Source organism: Moorella sp. E306M (genome assembly GCF_006538385.1).
In the GTDB taxonomy this organism is placed as follows: Bacteria; Bacillota; DSM-521; order Neomoorellales; family Neomoorellaceae; genus Neomoorella.
The window spans coordinates 1,897,741-1,920,992 of sequence record NZ_BJKO01000001.1 but is presented as its reverse complement, the minus strand read 5'-3'; the positions used below and the strand labels follow the sequence as shown (position 1 = coordinate 1,920,992).

Here is a 23,252-nt window from a genome sequence, read left to right as displayed (position 1 = left end):
GGCGAAGAAGGCCGGTGTATCCCATCGGTATGGTTATCCAGGTCTTAGATATTTCTCCCCACCGCCTGCGTCGCTGGGAACGAAAGGGACTGGTTGTTCCCATGAGGAAAAACGGCCGGCGCTGCTATTCGGAACTGGACTTACAACGGTTAATGTTTATTAAACGCCTCCTTGATGGCAAACATTGCCGGCTCGCAAACCTCCCTAATTACCTCGCCTTTTACCCCTGCTGGCAGGATGGCAAATGCATAAGCACCCCTTTAGAAGAGCCAAAGGAAGGGGCGCGTCCCTGCTGGCAAAAGAAAAACTGGTATTGTGGCTACCAGTTCCACCGGAAAGTATAGTCAGGGTTACAAGGCAAGGAAATATCCGTTTTTTAACTTCTAGCACCATTCATTAAATTTTATCCAGGAGTGTTGTTTATGTCCATTTTGCTGGCTACAGAAGCGCCTGGCCTTGCAAAAATCTCCCGGGCCATGGGCGGAGCCAGCCTGCAGACCTGCCTGGCCTGCGGCGTGTGCACCGGCGGCTGCCCTACCGGCGACATCGGCGCCCCCGTAGACCCCCGTAAAATGGTGCGCCTGCTCCTTTTGGGGATGGAAGACCGGCTCCTGGCGTCAGATATGATCTGGCTCTGCACCATGTGCGGCCGCTGTACAGTCTACTGCCCGGTGGGCGTGAATATGGGCGACCTGGTCCGGGCCATGCGGTCGGAACTGGCGGCAGAAGGCCGCGTCCCCGTAAACCTGCAGAAAGTGGTAGACCTGGCTCTAGAGTCTGGCAATAATATGGGGATCAGCCAGGAGGATTACCTCGACACCCTGGACTGGATGCAGGAAGAGCTCCAGGCGGAGTTCGGCAGTGAGGCGGAAATACCCGTTGATAAGAAGGACGCCAGGATATTGTACGTTATCAACCCGCGGGAAGCGAAGTTCTTCCCCCTCTCCATTCTAGCGGCGGCCAAAGTGTTCCATGCCGCCGGCGAAAGCTGGACCCTTTCCAGCCGCTACTGGGACGCGACCAACTACGCCCTTTTCTCCGGGGACGACAAAGCCGGCGCTATCCTGGTGCAACGCCTGGCCGATGAGGTGGAGCGCCTGGGCTGCCAGGAGTTGATCATGACCGAGTGCGGCCATGCCTTCCGCGCCATTCGCTGGGGGCCGGAGCAGTGGCTGGGGTACAAACTCCCCTTCAGCGTGCGCAGTATCGTCCAGCTCATGGCCGAATACCTGCAAGACGGCCGCATCCGCCTTGACCCCTCCCGCAACAGCGAACCGGTAACCTATCACGATCCCTGCAATCTAGGCCGCAAGGAGGGCATTTTTGAAGAACCGCGGCAGATACTCCGGGCGGCGGTAGCAGATTTCCGGGAGATGACACCCAACCGTGAGAATAACTACTGCTGCGGCGGCGGTGGCGGCCTGCTCTCTTTGAGCGAGTTTGGCCAGGAACGCATGGCTAAAGGAAAGGTGAAAATAGAACAGATCCGGCGCACGGGAGCAAAGATTATCGCCACTCCCTGCCATAACTGCGTTGACCAATTGAACGATTTATGCCGTCATTATCACCTCGATGTTAAGGCGAAAAACATAGTCGAGCTGGTAGCCGACGCTCTCGTAATTAATGGCAAGGAGTGAGGTATTGATGGTTAAAAATGGTTCGTTGCCGGTAGCCGTACTGGGAGCAGGTATCGCCGGGGTCCAGGCGGCTCTAGACCTGGCCTGCCTCGGCTACCAGGTAATCCTGGTAGAACGCGCTGCCCGGCCGGGCGGCAAGCTGGCTATTTTACCCAAGACCTTTCCCACCAACGACTGCAGCGCCTGCGCTATGACGCCCTGGAATGGTTTCTTCTGTATACGCTCCCCGCACTTTATCAGGCTGGCCGGGGAAGATAAAATCGTACTCTTGACCGGTGCTGAAGTTAAAAACTTAACCGGGAAAGCAGGCCATTTTTGTCTCCATCTTAACCGGCAGGGCCGGGAAGAAACCATCAATGTGGCTGCCATCATCCTTTGTCCCGGTTATGAGGAATATTTACCCCCTAGTTTAAACGCCCGTTACGGTTATGGCCGTTATAGCGGTGTCTTGACGGGCCTGGAGCTGGAGCAACAGCTGGCTAACAGTGGGTACCCGCACCGTCCCCCGGGCAAAGAGCCGGTGCAACGGGTGGCTTTCATCCAGTGTGCCGGCTCCCGCGATCCCGCCAACGGAGTGGCTTACTGCTCGGCCGTCTGCTGTATGTATGCCCTGAAGGAGGCCCTGATGCTTTATGAGACCGCTGCTAATTTGAAACTCCCTTTACCGCAAATAACCCTGTTTTACATGGACCTGCGTACCTACAGCAAAACTTACCAGGAATATCTGGAGAAGGCCCGGCGGGAATACGGATTAAGGCTTGTTCGTTCCCGCATTCACAGCATTATCCAGTCTCCAGGAGAACCCCGGCTGGTCATTCGCTATGCCCGGGAAAACGGCCAGATCAACGTCGAAGAATTTGACCTGGCAGTACTGGCTACCGGCTTGCGACCGCCGGATGGCGCCCGGGACCTCGCCGCCAAGCTGGACATTAAGGTCGATACCTATGGTTTCTGCCAGTCCCCTACCCTTTCTCCCTTGGCCACCACACGGGAAGGAGTATTTGTCGCCGGCGCCTTTAGCGGCCCCTGCGACGTAATCGATGCCGTCACCCAGGGCTCGGCCGCTGCCGCTGCCTGCGCTTCCTGGCTAAAAGAAGCAGGTTTATTTTATAGGAGTTCCCTGCCCCCTAAAATACAATTGGTTTCACTTCCTGGCGGCAATAGTATCCCGCCGCGGACCGGCGTCTTTGTCTGCGGGTGTGACCAGTTGTCTGCCGGCCTGGATTTAAAGGAGCTGGAAGAATATAGCCGCTCCTTGCCTGGGGTTGCCTGGGTGGAAAGATTATTCCTTTGCGCCGGGGGGGCAGGCGAACAATTACGCCAGGCCATAAAGGAACATAGCTTAAACCGTATTGTAGTAGCTGCCTGCAGCGCGCGTGCTCTGGAACCCCTGGTAAAAACTTATCTGCGGCAGGCCGGCCTGCCGGGCCATGTAGCAAAGGTGGTTAATGTCCTGGATCATGCGGTCCGGATTTACAGTGGCAGGAAAGATCGCGCTACCAGAAAAGCCAGGGACCTGGTGCGGATGGCAGCGGCCAGGGCATTGACTGCTCCTGCCGGCATGGTGGAGGAATGGTCAATAACACCCGCCGCCCTGGTAATCGGGGGTGGGGTGGCCGGCATGGTTGCCGCCCTTACCCTGGCCGATCTAGATTTGGAAGTCCACCTGGTAGAAAAGGAGGGACGACTGGGTGGTAATGCCCTTCGCCTGCAGTACACCTTACAGGGCGCCGACGTTGAGGCATATCTGGCCAGGCTAAGCCAGCGTCTCAGCAAACACCCCCGCATCCATATCCACCTGAACGCTCAAGCCAGGACCATAACCGGCCGGCTGGGAAGTTTTACTACAGAGATAGAAGACACAGGCGGGCGAAAGGAAAACATCCGGCACGGCGTAATTATTATTGCCACCGGTGCTGCAGAAAAGAAGCCGCGGCAGCACTTGTATGGCCAGCACCCGGCAGCAATTACCGGCCTGGAGTTAGAAGACCTGCTTAAAACCCGGAGCCGGCGGCTGGAGAGCCTGCAAAAGGTTGTCTTTATTCAATGCGTAGATTCCCGCGATGACTCTCATCCTTACTGCAGCCGGATCTGCTGCAGCGAAACTTTAAAAAATGCCCTGGAACTCAAGAAAATCAACCCGGAAGTTGATGTATACGTGCTCAACCGGGATATTATGACCTACGGCCTACAGGAACAGTGGTACGAGACCGCCCGCTCCCAGGGCATCCTGTTCCTGCGTTATAACCTGGAAGTGCCGCCGGAAGTAACGGTGCCCGCAAAGAAAGCAGGACCAGAGGGCAAAATACAAGTCCGGGTTTACGATCCCATTCTGGGCGAAGAAATTGTCATTGATGCCGATCTCCTGGTGCTGGCGACCGGGATGGAGCCACGGGCGGAGAATTGGTGCCTGGCGTCTTTATGCCACATCCCCCTGGACGAGAATGGTTTCTTTGCTACCAGCCATCCCAAATTAAAAACTGTTGAGACGCCGGTGCCAGGCATCTTCACCTGCGGGCTGGCAGAAGGGCCTAAAAATCTCGAGGAAGCCATAGCTTCAGCGCAGGCCGCGGCCGTAAAGGCGGCCGCCCTCCTGGTGCAAGAGCGCCAAACCCTTCCCGAACGGGTAGCCCGGGTAGAAGGCGCCTGCGCGGCCTGTCTTACCTGTGTGCGTGTTTGTCCCCATGGTGCCCCTGCAATTAAGGAACACCGTTCCTATATCGATCCCCTGCTCTGCCAGGGATGCGGCGCTTGCGTGGCGGCATGCCCGGCGCAAGCCATTACCCTTACAGGTTACAGTCATACTGAAATGGAAGCTGAACTCAAGGCCCTGCCAGATGAGCCAGGGAAGGTGCTGCCTACCGTTATCTTCACCTGCAGCTACTGCGCTTATGCCAGCTTTGAAAATGCTGCTGGCCTGGAGTGCCAGAATGACGTTTTTGTATTGCAGGTACCGTGTTTAAGCCGGATTGGCACCCTGGAGGTGCTTAAGGCCATTGAAGCCGGCGCGCAGAAGATTTGGCTGACGGGCTGCATTGAAGGCCAGTGCCACTTCCGGCCGGCCAGGGCCTTCGGCAGCCAGCGCTCTGGACCCGACCCTATGCTTTGCCAGGAGCAGGCCTGGCGCCGTGTCAAGAAGATACTGGGTGAAATCGGGATTGACGAAGAAACGGTAAAGGTTCTGCGTCTCCCTCCACCAATGCCGGATAACGGGCGCCTGGCCAGTTGCCTGGGTTAAAAACCGGAAAGGGGTGCAGCTATGAAACGGACGGATGTGCTGGTTGTGGGCGGGGGTATTTGCGGGTATACGGCAGCGCTGGCTGCCAGGCGGTACTATGGCGGCAAAAAGATCACCCTGGTGCGTAAAGAAGTCCGGGCTTTAATTCCGTGGTGCCTTGCTTACAATTGCGCCAAAGGTACGCTCTATAACAATGTCTTGCGGGACGACCGTCTTTATGATGAGGGAATTGAACTGGTAATCGATGAAGTGACAGCCATTGACCGCCAGGGCAAATGCGTCACCACCGCCTTTGCTGAAGATATTATTTATGATAAATTAATTCTGGCTACCGGTTCCCTCCCGGCAACGGCTTTTTTTAAAGGCGCCGACCTGCAAGGCGTGTTTGCCTTAAAAAAAGAGTTCCCCTACCTGGAAAACATTCGCGCTTCTCTGGCTTCTGCCAGGTCCCTGGTCATTGTGGGTGCCGGACCCGCCGGTATAGAGTTTGCCGAGGCATGCACCGCCAACCGGCAGTTAAACATCACCATGATAGAACTTCTCCCCCACTGCCTGGCCTGGGCTTTTGACGATGAAATTTGCACCCTGGTGGAGGAAAACCTCCGGCTGCGAGGTATCAACATTATAACCGCAACCGGAGTAGAAGAATTGCAGGGCAATAAACGGATTGAACAGGTGAAGCTCACCAGCGGCCGGACTTTACCTGCTGATACGGTTATTCTGGCCACAGGTGTCGTGCCCAATACCAGGTTGGCCCGAGAGGCCGGTCTGGCAACCGACGAACACGCTGGCATCCTCGTTGATGAGTATATGCGCACCAGTGATGGAGATATCTTTGCCGTTGGCGATTGTGCCGCGAAATGCTCTCTTTCCGGTCCCGGGGGCGCTAATGCCAGACGGGCTATAGAAGGCGGCCGCGAGGCCCGCGTGGCCGCCGCCAATCTCTTCGCCCTCAAGCGCCCCAGGGAAATAGCTTTAGAGAAGTTCTCTGTCACCATTGGCGATCATGCCTTTGGCTCCGTGGGTCTCATTCAAAGAACGAACCCGGAAACGGCTAGAGAAATGCTAACAGTCGATATTGCTCCTGGCGTGATAGCCAGAGATGTGGCGGTAAAGGTGGCTTATGCCCGGGAAACCGGGGCAACTATTGGTGCTCAAGTCCACGGTAAGCCTCTGGGCATGGTCCGGGAAATAATAGATCGGTTAGCGACTGCAATTCAACATCAAGCCCGTTTCGACGAGCTGGCCCTGGCCTGATAAACTTCAAAGGACCCTACCGTTCTAAAAGGTGGCGTTAATTTACGCCACTTTTCTTGTTTTTCTGTTTCCCAGGCAGGAGTGCATGTACCTCCAGGTCGTTACGTGTTGAAAAGGCAGGCAAGTTTTTATTTTAGCCGGCGCAAATAAATATCGTTCTCAACTATACCGGCAGTCGTGGTTATATACAGCCATTCTCTTTCCTGCCGCCACGTCAGATGATGGCCGATCACGCGATAAGGGTGACCGCCAGTGTAGACGGCTACCGTCAGGTCGGCCAGGCCGGCCTTATTCCGAAGCTTTATTACCCAGCCTGCTGGTTCCTGGTTAAAGGTGGCTTCTGTTTGTTCATGGCGGTTTAAAAAGGCAGCAAACCGGCTCATAGGCCAGACCAGCAAGCGTTCTTCTTCCTGATCCCGGGCCGCCCGGTTGGCGAGGTGAGCCAGGGCCTCCAGGGCATACTCCTTTTTGTTGGCGTGGGTATAAATCAAGCGGATGACGTGTTCTTCTTCAATAAAATTAAGGAGGTCATCGAACCAGCCTTTAACCTCCGCCAGGGGTACACCGGCGGTCATTAATTCCTCCAGGGCGGCATACTCCTGGTAAGGAGTGATTGGAAATGACCACAAGTTGCCGCTCACCTGGCGGCCGTGAAAAATGCTCCGGGTAGGGCTGGAGCCGGTATCCCCGGGGCTGTAGTAAGCCAGGACGCCATGTTGCTGTAGCCACTCATTGACAAAGGGAGGATGATTCCCTGAGGGAGCGCTGTATTCCAGCACCGGCCGGCCGGTAATCCTGGTCAAGGTATCGCAATTCAAGGCCAGGTAGCGCCAGACCTCCTGGCGCGGCATTTTTTTAAGGTTGGCCGCAAAATAATTATGGATCCAGCCGCCGTGGGAACCGATGGCCCCGTATTTCTGCATCAGTTCCACCCAGGGCCGGCCTTTGAAGGGCGAGGCGGCATCAAAGCCGTAGCCATCTCCTGGCCGGTATGTATCCGGGCCGGCGGTGATGTGAATGGAATACTGGAGGTCGGGCCGGAAGACCCCCCGCTGGATCATGGCCCGCAACGGTCCGATATGGGCATTGCTGTCCAGGTGAAAGTTGACTACCAACCCGCCTTTACCCTGGGGAGTATTGACCAGGCGGGGCAGGTGGGCATATTTGATTAAAAATGTCCGGAGAACGGAACGTAAGGGAAGGTCGTCGGACATTTGCTTGTAAAAACCCAGGGGTATGTTAACAAAAATCACCACGCCCCCGGAGGGGTAAGATTTTTCAGTGATAACGGGATTTAAGCCTGCCCGGCTGTCATAGGCTATCAGCCGGGCATCCAGAAGCCTTGCCCGGTTATGGCGGTAACGTAACCGCCCGTACCCATAGCTGCTGACAGCATTGTCCCGGTCAAGCTTACCGGGTGTGATCCCCCAGGATACCGCCAGCCGGGGCGTGGGGAACTGCCAGTAGCCGTCATCATAGGTTTTCTGGTCCCCACCCGGGGCCGGGCCGTAATTTACCCCGGCAAGGCCAGCCAGGACCGGCTCGGGTAGCCTTTCCCCGCCGGCCCCCCTGGTACCCGGGTCATAGACCAGTAAAACCTTGCCTCCGGATAGGACATAGTCGGTTAATACCCGGGGTAGCGGCGACGGTAAAACCTGGTTTAACCCTTCCGGCAAAATCATGGCCGGGTAGCGCGCTACCAGTTCCCCGGGAGGAAGGTTCAGGTCCCCAGGGCCAATTTCCACCCAGGGAAAACCTTCTTCCTTTAAGACCGCCGCATAAGCCGCCAGGGTGCCCTGATCTGTCCCCGGCGTCGTAATTAAGAGCCCCGCCCGTACCTGATGGGTTGCCGCTTTTGGTTGCAACCATCCGGTACTCGCCGCTATGGGCAAGAGTAAAAACGCTGTTAAGCTTAAAAAATAACGCCGTAATTTAATTTTAACCATCCTGCTTTTGCCCCTGCCAGGAAAGTTAACCAAAGATTAATAGCTTATTATTCACCTGAAGAGATGTGAATCCTTTTTTGCCTTTAAAACATCGACAAGGCTTTACATCTATTTTACCCGCATTGGTCCCGGCAACAAATAGCGGCAACTTTTTTACCTGCAGCAGGAAAAATGGTTTTTCAAGGCGAATCTTTCCAGGAAGATGTAATTTACTAGCGAAGACTTTCCTTCCCCGGAAAGGAGCAGCCACATGGCGCAGGATTGTATCACCTTTAAAGGGACCCGCGGCGGCCTGCTGATTTTGCTGGATGCCAGCCGGGATTTTAATGAACTGCGGGCTAACCTCGCCGCTAAATTCGCCGCAGCCCGGGGCTTCTTTCAGGGCGCTTCCTTTGCCCTGGTACCAACCTCCCCTTTAAGCAGCCGGGAAACAGCCGAACTGGAAGCTATCTGCCGGGCACACGGCCTGGTTCCGGGAAAAAATATACCTTTGCCGGACCGCTACCGGCCCCACATAAAGCGGGAAAGACCCGCCCCTGCCACTAATGTAGCAGGGGTCAATTATGACGAGGTAGCGCCTGCTCCTGCCGTAGCCGACGCAGCTGAACTCTCTACCCTGCTGGAAGAAGGGAATCTCCGTAACGGCCAGGAACTAACTTATAACGGCCATGTGGTGCTGGTGGGTAACGTCCATCAGGGCGCCACCATTAAAGCCGGCGGCAACATCCTGGTCATGGGAACGCTCCTGGGCAGCGCCCATGCCGGAGTCTCAGGTAACAGGGCAGCCGTTATTGTTGCCCACCGGCTGGTCCCGGAGCAACTCAGTATCGCCGGGATACTCGCCCGCTCCCCCGAAGAAAAAATAAGGAGGGCCTATCCGGAGATAGCCCGCCTTGTTGGTGACAAAATTATCGTTGAACCATATTTAAACCGTAAAGCTCCCCGTAATTGAATTTTACTTGTCTTCCAGGTCTTCCGGCTGCATGGTATAGGCCGGTACCATAGTTGGTGTGTAATTGTTAAAGGGTGCGATGGGGTAGAGCTGACCGTGGCCCATGAGCAGGCTCTCCATATTTTCGACTATTGTTTCCAGCAAACTGTAAGGCGCTGCGAAAACCAGCTCATCCTTCTGGGTGCCCCCGAAGGTGCGGTCGCCGGCACAGGGGAAGCCAATGATAGGCTTTTGTTCTTTCAGGGCAAAGGCAATGGAAGAACAGAGAGCCGCTTCAGCTACCGTATCAGCCTTGACCGGTTCCCCGGTTTCATGTAGGCAGCAATGAACCAGGCGCATAACCTGCGCCGGGTTGGCGTAAATGACCACCACATCGGGGTCTTCTTGGGTAAAGCCTTCTACCGGGGCCACAAAAATACCGTCGTATATTTTACCGGCATCCCCCAGTTTATACGTATTGGCCATAAAGCGCCGGCCGGCTTCGAGATCGGCTACATAGCGGCCCAGGGGGGCTTTACCGCTGGTGAAGCGCTCCGGGGTCTTGATGAGGCCGGTGCAGGCCGCGCCAATGGCGCAGACCATCAGGTCCGGCGTACCGGCACTGGCCCGGCCCTGGTAGCGGGCCGCCGCCACCTGCTGGCAGATGTTGATCTTCCAGTTGTACGGCCGCCGGGGCAGGTCCTTTCTATTTTTATAGAGCTTTACTCCAACGATACCCGTGTCCAGGCGCAGGACTTCAGTCAACCTTCTGGCCATAGTGGTTTTGTCTAAATCGGCCATGGTTTCTCCTCCTTTTTAATTTATGCCGGGTAATATGCTTCCCTGGCTGCAGCTACCAGTTCGTAATCCACCCTGGTACTTGCGGCCAGGCGCTCGGCCAGGAATTGTTTAGCTACTGCCGGAAAAATGGCGTAAGAGAGGACGTCTTCTTCCTTCTCCATGTAGGGCGCTATTTCCTTGCGGGCCGCTGACAGCTGGGGTTCCAGCAGGTCGGCGGGGCGGCAGGTAATAGGTTCTTCATCACCAATGATTTTACGGCGGACCTCTTCATTGACCGGTACCGGTGGCTGGCCATAGAGACCCCGCATGTAATCCTTCACTTCCCGGGTGACCATCTTGTAGCGTTCCCCGGCCAGGACATTCAATACTGCCTGGGCACCAACCATCTGGCTGGAAGGGGTAACCAGGGGCGGGTAGCCGAGATCGGCCCTTACCCGCGGTACTTCGGCCAGCACTTCCGGCAGGCGTTCCAGGGCATTCTGCCGGGCCAGCTGGGATATAAAATTGGAAAGCATTCCGCCCGGGATCTGGTAGCGCAATACGTTGGCGTCAACAGTACCGTCGCTTACGTCAAATTCCCGGTACTTCTTGCGAACCTGGCGAAAATATGCGGCTATTTCGACCAGCTTATCCAGTTCGAGGCCGGTATCCCATGGAGTTCCGGCCAGGGCGGCCACCATGGTCTCGGTAGCCGGCTGGGAAGTACCCAGGGCCAGGGGAGACATGGCCGTATCCAGGACATCGACGCCGGCTTCGACGGCTTTGAGATAAGTCATGGCCGCCATGCCGCTGGTATAGTGGCAGTGAAGCTGGAGGGGCAGGTCTACTTCGGCCTTAATTTTCTGCACCAGCCGGTAGGCATCCGCCGGGGTGAGGAGGCCGGCCATATCTTTCAGGCACAAGGAATCGGCGCCCAGGTCGGCCAGCTTGCGGGCCAGGCGTAAATAATACTCATCGTCATAAACGGGTCCCAGGGTATAGCAGATAGTAGCCTGGACATGGCCGCCTTCTTCCTTGGCTACCTTCATAGCCAGGGCCATATTGCGGACATCATTCAGGGCATCGAAGATGCGTAAGATATCGATGCCGTTTTTTATACTCATTTTTACAAATTCGGTAACAACGTCGTCGGCATAATGGCGATAACCCAGGAGGTTCTGCCCACGGAGAAGCATCTGCAACCTGGTACGGGGCATGGCCTGGCGTAAGGCCCGCAGTCGTTCCCACGGGTCTTCATTTAAAAAACGCATACAAGCATCAAAAGTGGCACCACCCCATACCTCCAGGGAATGAAACCCGATAGCATCCATCTGGGCCGCTATGGGGAGCATATCCTCTGTTTTGAGTCGGGTGGCCAGTAACGACTGGTGGCCATCCCGCAGGGTTGTATCTGTTATACCCACCCTCCGGGGCATAAGCTTCCTCCTCTCGCGAAATTAGCTTCTTACATTATAACACCCGCGTCTGGCCGCGGTAGACCAGGCCCCGGACAACATCAACAGTTACAATCATACCGTCGGCCAGCTTTTGGGTTGCACCTTTAGCTCCCACCACGACAGGGATTCCCAGGCTGAATCCATTGACGGCTGCGTGGGAAGTCAAGCCTGCGGCCTCGGTGATAATGGCTGCTGCCCTTTCCATAGCCGGCAGGAAATCGGGTCCGGTTTCTGCCGTAACCAAGATATCGCCCTTTTGGACCCTCGCTATGGCCTCGGCCGCCGTCTTCACCAGGCGCACCGGGCCGCTGGTCACCTCCCTGCCGATCCCCCGGCCCCGCACTAGCACCTCGCCCACGATATGTACTTTGAGCAGGTTGGTCGTGCCGGGCACCCCGGCAGGTACACCGGCGGTAATGACGACCAGGTCGCCCTGTTTGACCCGGCCCGAAAGTATAGCTGCTGCTACGGCCGCGTTGACCATTTCATCGGTACCGCTGGTGGGCTCGACAAGCAGGGGTTCGACGCCCCAGACCAGGCAGAGCTGGTTCAGCACCCTTTCATCTGGGCTGGTAGCCAGGATGGGGGCCTGGGGGCGGTATTTGGCCACCCGCCGGGCCGTAGACCCGGAAGCTGTTGGGGTAATGATGGCTGCTGCGCCCAGCTCATAGGCGATGGTACAGCTGGCATGGCTGATGGCATCGGTTGCCGTCCGTTCGGCGGCCAGTCCCTTTTTCAGCAAAAGGTCACGGTAGGGCAATTCCTTTTCCGCCCGGCGGGCAATGCGCGCCATGGTGGCCACCGCCTCTACCGGATAACGGCCCATGGCCGTTTCCCCGGAAAGCATGATGGCATCGGTGCCGTCGAAAATGGCGTTGGCTACATCGCTGGCCTCGGCCCTGGTCGGCCGCGGGTTATGGATCATGGACTCCAGCATCTGGGTGGCCGTTATTACCGGCTTGCCGGCCCGGTTACAGGCCTCAATAATCTTTTTCTGGACCAGGGGTACTTCTTCTACCGGGATTTCTACTCCCAGATCACCCCGGGCCACCATGATCCCGTCGGCCACCTGGAGTATTTCCTCCAGGTTGTTTACACCGGCCCGGTTTTCGATCTTGGCGATAAGCGCCACCCTGGCGCCGCGTTTCTCCAGCTCTTTGCGCGCCGCCATGACGTCGGCAGCCGTACGGACAAAGGAAAGGGCGATAAAATCTATCCCCTGCTCCAGGCCAAACTCCAGGTCTTTAATGTCCTGTTCCGTTAGGGCCGGCAGGCTTATCTCGGCTCCGGGAACGTTAACACCTTTATGGCTGGAAATAACATCTCCATGGCGAACCCGGCAGCGAATTTCGGTGCCGGTGGTATCCAGTACTTCCAGCTCAATTAAGCCATCATCTAATAATATTGTCTGGCCGGGCCGGACGTCCCCGGGCAGGCCGGCAAAGCTTACCGGCAGGCGGCGGGCATCGCCGATAATGGGTTCCGTGGTGAGTATAACTTCGTCCCCATCCTTGAGGGTTACCTCGCCTTTGATTTCTCCCAGGCGGATTTCCGGGCCTTTATTGTCCAGCAGCAGGGCCACCCTGACACCAAGTTCCGCCGCTGCCTGGCGGACGGCAGCCATCCGCGCGCCGTGCTCGGCATGGCTGCCGTGGGAAAAATTGAAACGGGCTACATTCATGCCCGCCCGGATCATTTCTTTGATAATATCAACCCGGGAACTCGCCGGGCCCAAGGTGCATACAATTTTGGTGTGGCGCATGGTTGCCTCCTTAACTTCCTTACAAAGCCAGCACTTCGGCCAGGCGGTATAAATCAGGATTGATGGTCTTTTTTTCCTGGATGACTGTTTCCAGATCCCGGTTTACCAGTTCATTGGCCGCGATACCAACCATACGGCTGCTGGCACCGGAAGCTAGCAGTTCTACCGCATAGGCACCCAGGCGGCTAGCCAGCAGGCAGTCAAAGGCCGTTGGCGCTCCTCCCCGCTGGATATGGCCGAGTATTGTTACCCGGCTTTCCAATTTGGTGCGCTTGCCGATTTCCTGACTAACTTCAAGGGCACTACCCACACCCTCAGCTACCACAATAATGCTGTGGAGCTTGCCCCGGTGGCGGCCCCGCTCAATGCGTTCGACCACCTGGTCATAATCGACGGGATATTCCGGTATCAGGATGGACTCGGCGCCCCCGGCAATGCCGGCTGCCAGGGCAATCTGGCCTGAATGGCGCCCCATAACTTCAATGATAAAAATTCGTTCGTGGGATGTTGCCGTATCCCGGATGCGGTTGATGGCTTCCACGGCCGTATTGACCGCCGTATCGAAGCCAATGGTATGATCGGTACCTGCTATGTCGTTGTCGATGGTACCGGGAATACCAACTACCGGTACTCCTTTTTTTGCCAGGTGGACAGCGCCACGGAATGAACCATCGCCACCGATGACCACCAGGCCTTCAATACCTTCCCGCCTGAGGTTGTCCAGGGCTATGGCCCGACCTGCTTCCGTGCGAAATTCCTCTGACCGGGCCGTTAATAAAATAGTACCGCCCCGGTGGATAATGTCAGCCACCGAACCGGTATTGAGGCGGCGAAAGTCACCCTGGATTAATCCTGCGTAACCCCGGGCAATGCCGATTACCTCCATGTCCAGGGCGGCAGCCTGGCGGACTACCGCCCTGATGGCCGCATTCATTCCCGGGGCATCACCACCGCTGGTCAGTACTCCTATGGTCCGCAACAAGTTCCCTCCTAAAAACTAAATGGTTTTCGCGGGGGTATATATCCCCGTCACTTTTTATCGTACCAGGGCTGTATTTAATATTTCATTGGCTTCTTCAGCTTCCGATTCGGGGACCAGGAGCTCATACCCCGCCAGGTCTTCCATCTGGCAGGAGCCAATGGGCCGCAAGTTTACCATGATACCCTCCCCGGTCAATATCTCTTTCAGGCGCAAGGCCTGTTTCCGGTTGGACGCAATGTAGATCACAGTCCACATACCGCTCACTCCCCCGCTTCTAAACTCCCGTATTTGGTGAGCACCAGCGCCCGGCCGCGGATTTTCATAGCAGAGGTATGCTCGGTAAACTGGGCAATCATGATTTCTCCTTTATCTAGTTTTTCGGAGTGATGAAACTTAGTATCCTTGCCCCGCGTCAAGCCAATGATGGTTACCCCGTTCTCCAGGGCTTTAATGGCAATAAAATCGGCAGCGGTCACATTGTCCCTAACCTCCATTTATAGCCTCCACCTCCTTTTACAAAAATCCGTAGCGTTGTAATAAAGCACGTTCTACTTCCGGCGGTACCAGGCCGCGGATGCACCCTCCCAGGGAGGCTGCCTGGCGAATAATGCTTGAACTAATGAAGGAGTATTCGGTAGCTGTCATTAAAAATATAGTCTCCAGGTCGCCGGCCAGTTTTTTATTCATGATGGACATCTGGAACTCATATTCAAAGTCGGAAACAGCCCTTAGACCCCTGACGATGGCCACAGCCCCTTCCTGGTGGGCAAAATCAACCAGCAGCCCGGAGAAGGCTTTGACCGTAACCGCAGGCCAATCTCTGGTAACAGCCTTTATTAATTTTACCCTTTCCTCAAGGGAAAACAGGGTTTCTTTATAATTATCAGCAGCAACGCCTACAATCACCCGGTCAAAGATCCCGATGGCCCGCCGGATGATATCCAGGTGCCCGTTGGTGATAGGATCAAAGGTACCTGGATATACAGCCACCCTCAATGGCTCTCACCCCCTTTTCTCCTTAATTTTAGCTAATTCCACTCCTCCATTGATATTCCTGCTAAGGAGACTTTAAATTATCTATTTTTCCGGTACTAATTTAACTTTATCTTGCCCACCTAACAGGCGGGCCAAACTTGCCAGCAGGGCCGGAACCGGTTCAACCCATAGCCGGCGGTGGAGAATAAGGGTCCGCCCCTCGCTGCTCAAGTGCAGGTACACCGGGCAGTCACCTGGAAAAGCCGTCAAAATATCCTGCAGTGCTGCCCCCTGCTCTTTTCCCGTCAACTTCAGATACAGGCGCCGACCAGACCTGCGCTCCCCCGCCTTCCCGGTGCCGGTATGGGCAGGCGGCGCTGCCACTGCCTCCTGGCCGTATGCCCGCTCCCGGCTCACTGCTCCGGTCGACGACGTCTCGACCGGAAGACCGCCGGCCGGTGTTCCTGCCTCGCCGGGGCCTACCCTTACCGGTTTAACCTGGTCGGCCAGGACCTGGACCCCTTCCTCCTGTTTATCAGTATGGCCATAAACAATAACCGCTCGGTCGGGGGCGAGCCAGGCGCGGCCCTGGCTGTAGACACGGGGGAAAAGGACGACTTCCCCCTGGCCGCTGAAGTCCTCCAGGGTGAGGATGGCCATGGGCTCACCCTTGCGGGTGACCAGGCGGCGCAAACCGCTTACCAGACCGCCAAGGACAACCTGGCTGCCGTCGGGTATTTCGGCGAGATCAGCCAGGGTATGGGAAACGAACTGCTGCAAGGCTGCTGCATAGGGTTCCAGGGGGTGACCGCTTAAGTAGAAGCCCAGGAGTTCCTTTTCCATATCCAGGATATCGGCCCGGGAAAAATCGGCCAGATCCGGCAGGGGGGGTTCGTTAACTTCTTCCGGTACCATATCCAGTAAAGATATCTGGCCGCTGCGGCGTTCCTCCTGGCGCTGGGCCGCCAGCTCAAAACAGGAATCCAGGATAGCCAGCAGCTGCCGCCGGTTGGGGTGCAGGGAGTTGAAGGCGCCGCAACGGATGAGGCTCTCCACCACCCTTTTGTTGGCAAGCCTTGAGTCCACCCGGCGACAGAAGTCCAGGAGGGAAGTAAAGGGACCCCCGGCCTCCCGGGCGGCAATGATGGCCTCCACGGCGGCACGGCCGACATTTTTGACAGCTGCCAGGCCGAAGCGGATGTGCCCGCCGGCGATGGTGAAATCCACACCAGATTCGTTGACATCAGGTGGCAGGACCTTGATCCCCAAACGTTGACATTCGGCAAGATAAGGCCCCATTTTGTCCAGGTGTTCGGCCACACTGGACAGCAGGGCGCCCATCAGTTCCGCCGGGTAATGGGCCTTGAGATAGGCCGTTTGGTAAGCAACCAGGGCATAGGCCGCCGAGTGGCTGGCATTAAAACCGTACCCGGCAAAGTATTCCATGAGTTCAAAGATTTTGAGGGCAATCTCCTCAGGAAGGCCTTTTTTGACAGCCCCCGCCAGGAAATGCTCACGCTGGGCCGCCAGGACTTCCGGCTTCTTTTTGCCCATGGCCCGGCGCAATATATCAGCCTGGCCCAGGGTAAAGCCGGCCAGCTCGCTGGCAATGCGCATGACCTGCTCCTGGTAAAGGATGACACCGTAGGTATCCTTCAGGATAGGTTCCAGGGCCGGGTGGAGGTAAGTAATGGGCTTTAGGCCGTGCTTGCGCTCTATAAAATCCTCTACCATGCCGCTACCCAGAGGGCCGGGCCGGTACAGGGCCACAAGGGCGATAATATCCTCAAAGCGTTCCGGTTTTAATTCCTTTAAAATGGCCCGCATGCCGCTGCTTTCCAGCTGGAAGATGCCGCTGGTTTCTCCACTTGCCAGGAGCCGGTAGGTAGCCTCATCATCAAGGGGCAGGTTTTCCAGATCCAGGTCGCGGCCATAGTTCATACGGATAGCCCGGCAGGCCCGGTCGATGACCGTCAGGGTGCGGAGACCCAGGATATCCATTTTTAAAAGACCCAGTTCTTCTACTACTTGCATAGGAAACTGGGTCGTCACGGCCTCGCCGTTTTTTTGCAAGGGCAGGTAGTGGGTTAGAGGTTCCTGGGTAATAACAATCCCGGCCGCATGGGTAGAGGCATGGCGGGGCATACCCTCCAGGGCCCGGGCCGTATCCAGGAGTTCCCGTACGGCCGTACTGCTTTCATAGCTTTCCTTCAATTCTGGCGTTGTTGCCAGGGCCCGGTCCAGGGTAATGCCCAGCTCCAGGGGGACCAACCTGGCAATCCGGTCGACTTCACTCAAGGGCATCCCCAGGACCCGGCCAACATCCCTGACAGCACCCCGGGCGGCCATGGTGCCAAAGGTAATAATCTGGGCCACGTGCTCCCTGCCGTATTTTTCCTGAACATACTGGATAACCTCGTCCCGGCGCTCAAAGCAAAAGTCAATATCTATATCGGGCATACTAACCCGCTCCGGGTTGAGAAAGCGCTCAAAGAGGAGGTTATAGCGCAGGGGGTCTACGGCGGTTATCCCCAGGCAGTAGGCCACCAGGCTGCCGGCAGCCGAGCCCCTTCCCGGCCCTACCGGGATACCCCGCCGGCGGGCAAAATTGACTATATCCCAGACAATCAGGAAATAGCCCGGGTAACCCATTTGTTCAATAATGGCCAGCTCATAGTCCAGGCGCTGCCGCGCCGTACCGTCATCCCGGGGGTAACGCCTGTTAAAACCCTCATAGCAGAGGCGGCGCAGGTAACTGGCTGTATCCTCTCCCGCCGGTACCCGGTAGGCCGGCAGGTGCAGCTGGCCAAAGGTGAAGTCGAAGTTACAACGTTCGGCAATGGCCAGGGTATTGGTCAAAGCAGATGGTACTTCGGTAAAAAGGGCCGCCATTTCTCCAGGGCTTTTTAAATAAAACTGGGTGTTGGGAAAGCGGAGGCGGTTGGGATCGTTAAGGGTTTTACCAGTCTGGATACAGAGGAGGATATCATGGACGCGGGCCTGGTCCTGGAAGACGTAATGAACATCATTGGTGGCGACCAGGGGTAAATTTAATCTCCGCCCCAGTTCAATGAGACGGCGATTTATTTTGCGCTGTTCCGCCAGGCCCTGGTCCTGGAGTTCCAAGTAGAAATTCTCGCGGCCAAAGACCTCCTTTAGCCAGGCAGCAGCTTCATAAGCCTTATCTTCCTGGTCCTTTAAAAGCCACCCCGGTACCTCGCCGGCCAGGCAGGCACTTAAAGCAATGAGGCCCTGGCTATGGCGGCTCAAAAGTTCCCTGTCCACCCGGGGTTTATAATAAAAGCCCTCCAGGTAGGCGGCCGAAACAAGGGCCGCCAGATTCCGGTAACCGTTAGCATCGGCAGCCAGGAGGACCAGGTGGTACTGGTAGTCGTCCCGGTGGGGTTCCCGGTCATGGCGGGAACGGGGAGCCACATAAACCTCGCAGCCAATAATAGGTTTGATCCCTTCTTCCCTGGCTGCTTTGTAAAATTCCACGGCCCCGTACATAACACCATGGTCCGTCAGGGCCAGGGCGGGCATGCCCATCTCCCTAGCAGCCCTGACCAGATCCTTAATGCGGCCGGCCCCGTCCAGGAGGCTGTATTCACTGTGGACATGGAGGTGGACAAAGGAATTCATGGGGAGTAATTTCTACATCCAGGCCCAGATTCCTCTTACTTTTATCTGGCATAGGCCAGCCTCGACGCCCGTATAAATAAGAGCAAGACGCCTGGAATGCGCGAGCTTCTACCGAACGGCGAAGTTGCCGCTGGCTGAGCCGCAGAGCCGCAGGCCGCTCCGTAAAAGACGGAGAGCGAGCGTAAATAAAGCCAACAAAACCGGAGGTATAATCCCAGTGGATGGTTTTTTCCCCAGGTTGCTGCTCATCTTTTTTACCGCCATGGGAGTCGTCCTGGGAGCCGCAGTAGTCGGCTCCCTCGCGGCCGTCATCGTCGGGCAGCCACCTTTAAGGACCATGACCCGCCTGGCCCTGGAAATAAAGATCTGGGCCATTGCCGCCGCCATGGGCGGTACCTTCAGCGCTATCGAAATCCTGGGCCAGGGTCTCCTGGAAGGCCAGTTCCGCGTCCTGGCCAAACAACTATTATTTATCATTATGGCCTTTATCGGCGCCCAGGTTGGTTACTGGCTCATTCAAAACCTGGCCGGAGGTAAGTAATGCGCTACCTGGCCTTCTTTATCCTTGGTTTTCTCCTGGGCGCCAGCCTGACCAATCTCCTCCTGGCCCGCCAGCAGGAGCAACTCCACCTGGCCCGGGCGGAACTGGAACAGCGCCTGGCGGCAGCCAGTGAAGAACTGGCCCAATTAAAAGAAAACCTGGACCGGGAAAGCCGCCAGGTAATTGTGGCCATCGAACCGGTAATTACTTTTAGCGGCGACAGGCCTCCGGCAGTAGAAGGCCGGGCCGTTACCCAATCCCTTACCCGGGAAATCCAGGACATCCTGGCTCCCCTTAAGGGCCAGGAAGTGCGCCGTTTAAATCCGGCCCTTGTCCCCGCTATGATTGACGGCCGTACCGTCAAGGTAAACGGCCGCCAGTTTAAACTTAAAGTTACCCTGCTCTTGATCAGCGATAAGGTAATTGTCCACGTCCAGGCTCAGGGGCTGCCTTCTTCTTCGTCCTCAGCCGTATCCCTGATGGCCGGTTGTCCCGCCACCGTAGCCATATAGGCGGAGCCAATCTTCATCTTTGCCAGTAACCCGCCAATTTTACCGCTTTCCGCCGCGCTCAAGGCCCCCCAGCCCTCCTTTTCTATTTTGTCCAGCAGGCCCAGTTCGGCGGCCACTTCCAGTTTTAAAGCCTGAGCTTCCGGATCTTCCCTTTTTTTACTCATATGAATCACCTGCACTCTAAATCGTCTTCCCTACTGCTGCTCCCGCCCGTTCCTTCTCTCCCATCTATACGCTTCTTTAAGAAGTTTGCGGGCCGGGACCGGGGCCAGGCGCCTTACAGGCGCTCTCTGCAAAGTCAGCCCGATTTCTCTTAAGGTGGAATAGGCCAGCGCTCCCAGAAGCAAGAGCCCGGCGTAACCAACCAGGGGGAAAAGGGTGGCCACCAGGCGGGAAAAGCCGAATTGCGAGGCTACCAGGGCCACAATGCTGGCTCCGATTGCCAGCCAGCGAAAACCGTTTCCTCCCGGCCGCGCTATACGGGCGGTAAAGCCATAGAGGCTGCTGACGGCGGTAGTATAAATCTCTGCCAGCAAAACGGCGCTGTAAACGGTACGTAAAAGAGGGGTGAAACTGCCGGCTATATGCAGCATGGGTACTTCCAGGGCCGTTACTGCCGGGGCGGTAGTTATCAGCGCCAGGGTAATGGCCATGGCCCCCAGCCCCAGGCCCAGGCCGCCCAGGGTCGCTCCCGGCAGGAGATGCTCCGGCCGGCCCAGGGCTCCCAGGGGGGCCAGGACTGCTATGGATAGGATCAGGTTATAGGAAGCATACAACAGGGCCGCCAGGGGCCAGAAGGGCACAGCAGCTCTGGGAACCTGACTCCAGGAAAGGTTGGCCAGGAGAGCAGGTAGATTTTTAGTTACCGTTAGTATGCTTATTCCCAAGACAGAGGCTACTAAGACCGGTGCTACCAGGCTAATGGAACCGATTACCTTGTTGATGCCTGCCAGCACGGTGATTAAGGTGATAATCACCATCAAGCTGCTGCCCAATAAACCGGGCAGGTGAAATTCCTGGCTGAAAATGGCCCCGGCACCGGCCGCCATGACGGCCAGGGCACCAAAAAGGAAGAAAGTCGTAATAATATCTACCGCCCGGCCTATCCAGGGGCCGGCGGCCCGGTGCATCACCTCCAGGTGGGATGCGGCTGCCAGTTGATGTCCCAGGCGCAGGACGGTGTAGCCAAAAAAGATAAACAGGGCCGTAGCCAGGATAAGGCCGAATACCCCCCGCAGTCCGAAGTAGCCAAAAAACTGCAGCACCTCCTGGCCGGAGGCAAAACCGGCCCCTACAACGGTGCCGATATAGGTTGCGGCGATCTGCCAGGTCGAATATTGTTTAGCCATGGTAAGTTTATTATGCCTTAACCGGGCCGCGAATAAACTGGTAAAAGCAGAACTCCCCCATAATATGGCCATCCTTTCGCAAATACGGTATGGTTATTAAGGGGATAGACCGGGGGCTAAAAAGCTGTTATAGTTTTTATGGGTGATGCCTCTTGCTCGATACCCAGCTGCTCGTTTTCAAAGCTGTAGCCGAACAAAAGAGTTTTTCCCGGGCCGCCCGGGTATTGCACCTGACCCAGCCGGCCATCAGCCTGCACATCCAGTCCCTGGAAGAATATTTTGGCACCCGCCTCCTGAATCGCAACAACCGCCAGGTTACCCTCACCGAGGCAGGCCGGGTCCTCTATAATTACGCCCTGGAACTGAGCAAACTATATGACGAAGCCCAAAAAGCCCTGGCCGAGGTCAGCGGGAAAGTGAAAGGACACCTGGTTGTGGGAGCTACCCTTACCATCGGCGAGTACTTTTTACCCCGTTTTACCGGGCAATTTAAACAGCAATACCCCGAGGTAGAAATAACCTTACAAATTGCCAATACCCAGGAAATCATCCGCCGGGTTTTAGCTGGTGATCTGGATTTAAGCGTCATTGAAGGCCAGGTTGAGCACCCCAACTTAATCCAGGAAGATCTCTTCCAGGACGAACTGGTGCTCATCGTTCCCCCGGGACACCCCTGGGGTAGCCGCGGGGAAGTCCGGCCAGGAGAATTGAAGGAGGAACCCCTTATCCTGCGGGAAGAGGGGTCCGGAACCAGGCAGGTAGCCGAAGCAGGTTTAAGGCAAGCAGGATTAGAACCCTCCAGCCTTAAAGTAATAATGGAATTGGGCAGTACCCAGGCCATTAAAGAAGCTGTGGAAGCCGGGCTGGGGGTAGCCATTATCTCCCGGCTGGCAATAAGAAAAGAGAGCAGGCATAACCTGCTCCGGGAAGTAAGAATACAGGGGGCTGATTTCCGGCGTACCTTCCATCTCGCCTATAACCGTCATAAATTTCGCAGCGCCGCAACCGAAGCCTTCCTTGAGCTTTTGCGCTCCAGCCGTCCTTTTTAACTTATCAAGCTGGCAATAACCAGCAAAAGAGTTAAACTAAGTACAACTGAACCCACCAGGCCGGTTACCAGGCCCCTGGTGCCAACCCTTTTAATCATCTCCAGGCTGACGTTGAGGCCCAAGCCGGCCATGGCCATGGTAAGGAGAAAAACCCCGCCCTGGATCAGGGTCGCTGTCAGGGAAACCGGCAGAATGGCCATGGTATTGAGGCCACTTAAGGCCAGGAAACCGAAAATAAACCATGGTACCTGCAGCTGGCGCCAGTTCCAACCGGCGCCTGTTTTATCCCGGGGGGCAAAAATTATACCCAGCAATAGAACTACCGGCACCAGGAGGGCCACTCGTCCCAGCTTTACCAGGATAGCGATATCTGTACTGGCGTTGCCGCCGACCTGGGCTGCCGCAATGACGTGGGCCAGTTCATGGAGGCTGCTGCCGGAAAATAAACCGTACTGATAAGATGTTAAATTAATTGCTGGATAGAGAAGAGTGTAAATTATTGTAAACAGTGTACCAAGCAAGGCGATAATAGCCACCGCCACGGCAGTTTCATCGTCCCGGGACCTGACTACCGGGGCAATGGCGGCAATGGCTGCCGCCCCACAAATGCCGGTACCGGCGGCTATGAGGGTGGCTAATTTTTTATTAAGCCCCACCTTCTGCCCCAAAAAAGTAATAACGACCATAGCCAGGAAAATGGCAAGGACATCAAGAAAAATCACCTGCGGGCCGGCAGCAACAATTTTAGGTATATCCAGGCGCAGTCCCATAAGGATGATACCGTAACGGAGAATTTTTTTGCCGGCGTAATTTATACCCACCTCGGCCGTTTCCGGGACGGCCATGAAGGAACGCCAGGCAATACCTAACAGAATAGCCAGTACCATGCTGCCCATGATGTTTAATACGGGCAGGGCGGCCAGTTGCCTGGCTACCAGGGCCAGAGTTATAGTCAGGCTCAGCCCCTGGATAAGCCCCAGGCCCTGATTGCCGCCTGTGGCTATAAGGCTTTTGGTAGACATGCTCTTCCTCCCCTTTTGGTCAATTTTAAATCCAGGATAGCATGGGGGAGGGTATGGTGTAAAATACATAAAACTTATCACGGTCATTAGCCAGCTTTAACATTAACCTTTTACCCTGGTATTTTTTTGATTAATAGGTTGACAGGAATGGGTACAATATATATAATAAAAC

General features: G+C 56.1%; 20 protein-coding genes. 8 read left to right on the top strand and 12 right to left on the bottom strand.

What is annotated here, in order from left to right; genetic code table 11:
* Nucleotides 1–29 precede the first annotated feature (29 nt).
* The 4 genes from FLZ89_RS09885 (at nt 30) to FLZ89_RS09870 (ending at nt 6,132) form a co-directional block, all read left to right on the top strand.
* Nucleotides 30–344: a MerR family transcriptional regulator gene (locus FLZ89_RS09885; RefSeq protein WP_141304896.1), complete on the top strand. Its 315-nt coding sequence runs from the start codon at nt 30–32 to the stop codon at nt 342–344.
* Between the two features lie 78 nt (nt 345–422).
* On the top strand, nt 423–1,637 hold the full coding sequence (locus FLZ89_RS09880; RefSeq protein WP_141262697.1) for a (Fe-S)-binding protein: 1,215 nt from the start codon (nt 423–425) through the stop codon (nt 1,635–1,637).
* A gap of 7 nt (nt 1,638–1,644) precedes the next feature.
* Nucleotides 1,645–4,875 carry an FAD-dependent oxidoreductase gene (locus tag FLZ89_RS09875; RefSeq protein WP_141304895.1) on the top strand — a complete coding sequence of 1,077 codons (3,231 nt, stop codon included), beginning with the start codon at nt 1,645–1,647 and terminating at the stop codon, nt 4,873–4,875.
* A 21-nt stretch (nt 4,876–4,896) separates the two neighbouring features.
* Nucleotides 4,897–6,132 carry an NAD(P)/FAD-dependent oxidoreductase gene (locus FLZ89_RS09870; protein ID WP_141262699.1) on the top strand — a complete coding sequence of 412 codons (1,236 nt, stop codon included), beginning with the start codon at nt 4,897–4,899 and terminating at the stop codon, nt 6,130–6,132.
* A 128-nt stretch (nt 6,133–6,260) separates the two neighbouring features.
* Here FLZ89_RS09870 and FLZ89_RS09865 read toward each other — a convergent pair whose 3' ends face one another.
* A complete protein-coding gene (locus tag FLZ89_RS09865) occupies nt 6,261–8,078 on the bottom strand; it encodes a hypothetical protein (protein ID WP_141262700.1) in 1,818 nt (605 codons plus the stop codon).
* 250 nt (nt 8,079–8,328) lie between these two features.
* Between FLZ89_RS09865 and minC the strand changes: the two genes are divergently transcribed.
* Nucleotides 8,329–9,030: a septum site-determining protein MinC gene (gene minC / locus FLZ89_RS09860; RefSeq protein ID WP_141262701.1), complete on the top strand. Its 702-nt coding sequence runs from the start codon at nt 8,329–8,331 to the stop codon at nt 9,028–9,030.
* 3 nt (nt 9,031–9,033) lie between these two features.
* Here minC and FLZ89_RS09855 read toward each other — a convergent pair whose 3' ends face one another.
* The 8 genes from FLZ89_RS09855 to FLZ89_RS09820 form a co-directional block, all read right to left on the bottom strand.
* Nucleotides 9,034–9,810 (bottom strand): DUF169 domain-containing protein, encoded by a 777-nt coding sequence (locus FLZ89_RS09855; RefSeq protein ID WP_141262702.1) that lies wholly within the window; start codon nt 9,808–9,810, stop codon nt 9,034–9,036.
* Nucleotides 9,811–9,830: 20 nt separating this feature from the next.
* Complete coding sequence (locus FLZ89_RS09850; RefSeq protein ID WP_141262703.1) at nt 9,831–11,225, bottom strand: oxaloacetate decarboxylase subunit alpha; 1,395 nt, start codon at nt 11,223–11,225, stop codon at nt 9,831–9,833.
* A 34-nt stretch (nt 11,226–11,259) separates the two neighbouring features.
* On the bottom strand, nt 11,260–13,008 hold the full coding sequence (pyk, locus tag FLZ89_RS09845; RefSeq protein WP_141262704.1) for a pyruvate kinase: 1,749 nt from the start codon (nt 13,006–13,008) through the stop codon (nt 11,260–11,262).
* 19 nt (nt 13,009–13,027) lie between these two features.
* Nucleotides 13,028–13,987 carry a 6-phosphofructokinase gene (gene pfkA / locus FLZ89_RS09840; RefSeq protein WP_141262705.1) on the bottom strand — a complete coding sequence of 320 codons (960 nt, stop codon included), beginning with the start codon at nt 13,985–13,987 and terminating at the stop codon, nt 13,028–13,030.
* 57 nt (nt 13,988–14,044) lie between these two features.
* Entirely contained in the window at nt 14,045–14,245 is a 201-nt protein-coding gene (locus FLZ89_RS09835) for a glutamate decarboxylase (RefSeq protein WP_141262706.1), read from the bottom strand.
* 5 nt (nt 14,246–14,250) lie between these two features.
* Nucleotides 14,251–14,484, bottom strand: a complete 234-nt coding sequence (gene mtrB, locus FLZ89_RS09830) for a trp RNA-binding attenuation protein MtrB (RefSeq protein ID WP_141262707.1) — start codon at nt 14,482–14,484, stop codon at nt 14,251–14,253.
* 19 nt (nt 14,485–14,503) lie between these two features.
* Nucleotides 14,504–14,986: a pantetheine-phosphate adenylyltransferase gene (coaD, locus tag FLZ89_RS09825; protein WP_141262708.1), complete on the bottom strand. Its 483-nt coding sequence runs from the start codon at nt 14,984–14,986 to the stop codon at nt 14,504–14,506.
* Between the two features lie 81 nt (nt 14,987–15,067).
* Nucleotides 15,068–18,607 carry a DNA polymerase III subunit alpha gene (locus tag FLZ89_RS09820; RefSeq protein WP_141262709.1) on the bottom strand — a complete coding sequence of 1,180 codons (3,540 nt, stop codon included), beginning with the start codon at nt 18,605–18,607 and terminating at the stop codon, nt 15,068–15,070.
* Between the two features lie 217 nt (nt 18,608–18,824).
* Here FLZ89_RS09820 and FLZ89_RS09815 point away from each other — a divergent pair, with 217 nt between their 5' ends.
* Together FLZ89_RS09815 and FLZ89_RS09810 are read left to right on the top strand one after the other, a co-directional pair.
* Nucleotides 18,825–19,148 carry a YtrH family sporulation protein gene (locus FLZ89_RS09815; RefSeq protein WP_141262710.1) on the top strand — a complete coding sequence of 108 codons (324 nt, stop codon included), beginning with the start codon at nt 18,825–18,827 and terminating at the stop codon, nt 19,146–19,148.
* Nucleotides 19,148–19,660, top strand: a complete 513-nt coding sequence (locus tag FLZ89_RS09810; RefSeq protein WP_141262711.1) for a hypothetical protein — start codon at nt 19,148–19,150, stop codon at nt 19,658–19,660. Before FLZ89_RS09815 ends, FLZ89_RS09810 begins: the two co-directional genes overlap by 1 nt.
* On the opposite strand, the gene FLZ89_RS09805 is transcribed toward FLZ89_RS09810, so the two are convergent.
* Together FLZ89_RS09805 and FLZ89_RS09800 are read right to left on the bottom strand one after the other, a co-directional pair.
* On the bottom strand, nt 19,588–19,824 hold the full coding sequence (locus FLZ89_RS09805; RefSeq protein ID WP_141262712.1) for a small, acid-soluble spore protein, alpha/beta type: 237 nt from the start codon (nt 19,822–19,824) through the stop codon (nt 19,588–19,590). The two genes, FLZ89_RS09810 and FLZ89_RS09805, sit on opposite strands and share 73 nt — an antisense overlap.
* Before the next feature lie 30 nt (nt 19,825–19,854).
* The gene (locus tag FLZ89_RS09800) at nt 19,855–21,009 is read right to left on the bottom strand and encodes a YkvI family membrane protein (protein WP_141262713.1); all 1,155 of its coding nucleotides are present in this window, start codon (nt 21,007–21,009) and stop codon (nt 19,855–19,857) included.
* 152 nt (nt 21,010–21,161) lie between these two features.
* Here FLZ89_RS09800 and FLZ89_RS09795 point away from each other — a divergent pair, with 152 nt between their 5' ends.
* Entirely contained in the window at nt 21,162–22,058 is an 897-nt protein-coding gene (locus tag FLZ89_RS09795; RefSeq protein ID WP_141262714.1) for a selenium metabolism-associated LysR family transcriptional regulator, read from the top strand.
* Here the strand turns inward: FLZ89_RS09795 and FLZ89_RS09790 are convergent.
* A complete protein-coding gene (locus FLZ89_RS09790) occupies nt 22,055–23,080 on the bottom strand; it encodes a YeiH family protein (RefSeq protein ID WP_141262715.1) in 1,026 nt (341 codons plus the stop codon). The two genes, FLZ89_RS09795 and FLZ89_RS09790, sit on opposite strands and share 4 nt — an antisense overlap.
* Between the last annotated feature and the right edge of the window lie 172 nt (nt 23,081–23,252).

What these genes read in the sequence shown, in the direction of transcription:
- FLZ89_RS09885 (WP_141304896.1), top strand. Translation starts at nt 30, where the DNA reads ATGGTTATCCAGGTCTTAGATATTTCTCCCCACCGCCTGCGTCGCTGG.
- FLZ89_RS09880 (WP_141262697.1), top strand. Translation starts at nt 423, where the DNA reads ATGTCCATTTTGCTGGCTACAGAAGCGCCTGGCCTTGCAAAAATCTCC.
- FLZ89_RS09875 (WP_141304895.1), top strand. Translation starts at nt 1,645, where the DNA reads ATGGTTAAAAATGGTTCGTTGCCGGTAGCCGTACTGGGAGCAGGTATC.
- FLZ89_RS09870 (WP_141262699.1), top strand. Translation starts at nt 4,897, where the DNA reads ATGAAACGGACGGATGTGCTGGTTGTGGGCGGGGGTATTTGCGGGTAT.
- FLZ89_RS09865 (WP_141262700.1), bottom strand. Translation starts at nt 8,078, where the DNA reads ATGGTTAAAATTAAATTACGGCGTTATTTTTTAAGCTTAACAGCGTTT.
- minC (WP_141262701.1), top strand. Translation starts at nt 8,329, where the DNA reads ATGGCGCAGGATTGTATCACCTTTAAAGGGACCCGCGGCGGCCTGCTG.
- FLZ89_RS09855 (WP_141262702.1), bottom strand. Translation starts at nt 9,810, where the DNA reads ATGGCCGATTTAGACAAAACCACTATGGCCAGAAGGTTGACTGAAGTC.
- FLZ89_RS09850 (WP_141262703.1), bottom strand. Translation starts at nt 11,225, where the DNA reads ATGCCCCGGAGGGTGGGTATAACAGATACAACCCTGCGGGATGGCCAC.
- pyk (WP_141262704.1), bottom strand. Translation starts at nt 13,008, where the DNA reads ATGCGCCACACCAAAATTGTATGCACCTTGGGCCCGGCGAGTTCCCGG.
- FLZ89_RS09835 (WP_141262706.1), bottom strand. Translation starts at nt 14,245, where the DNA reads ATGTGGACTGTGATCTACATTGCGTCCAACCGGAAACAGGCCTTGCGC.
- mtrB (WP_141262707.1), bottom strand. Translation starts at nt 14,484, where the DNA reads ATGGAGGTTAGGGACAATGTGACCGCTGCCGATTTTATTGCCATTAAA.
- FLZ89_RS09820 (WP_141262709.1), bottom strand. Translation starts at nt 18,607, where the DNA reads ATGAATTCCTTTGTCCACCTCCATGTCCACAGTGAATACAGCCTCCTG.
- FLZ89_RS09810 (WP_141262711.1), top strand. Translation starts at nt 19,148, where the DNA reads ATGCGCTACCTGGCCTTCTTTATCCTTGGTTTTCTCCTGGGCGCCAGC.
- FLZ89_RS09805 (WP_141262712.1), bottom strand. Translation starts at nt 19,824, where the DNA reads ATGAGTAAAAAAAGGGAAGATCCGGAAGCTCAGGCTTTAAAACTGGAA.
- FLZ89_RS09800 (WP_141262713.1), bottom strand. Translation starts at nt 21,009, where the DNA reads ATGGCTAAACAATATTCGACCTGGCAGATCGCCGCAACCTATATCGGC.
- FLZ89_RS09790 (WP_141262715.1), bottom strand. Translation starts at nt 23,080, where the DNA reads ATGTCTACCAAAAGCCTTATAGCCACAGGCGGCAATCAGGGCCTGGGG.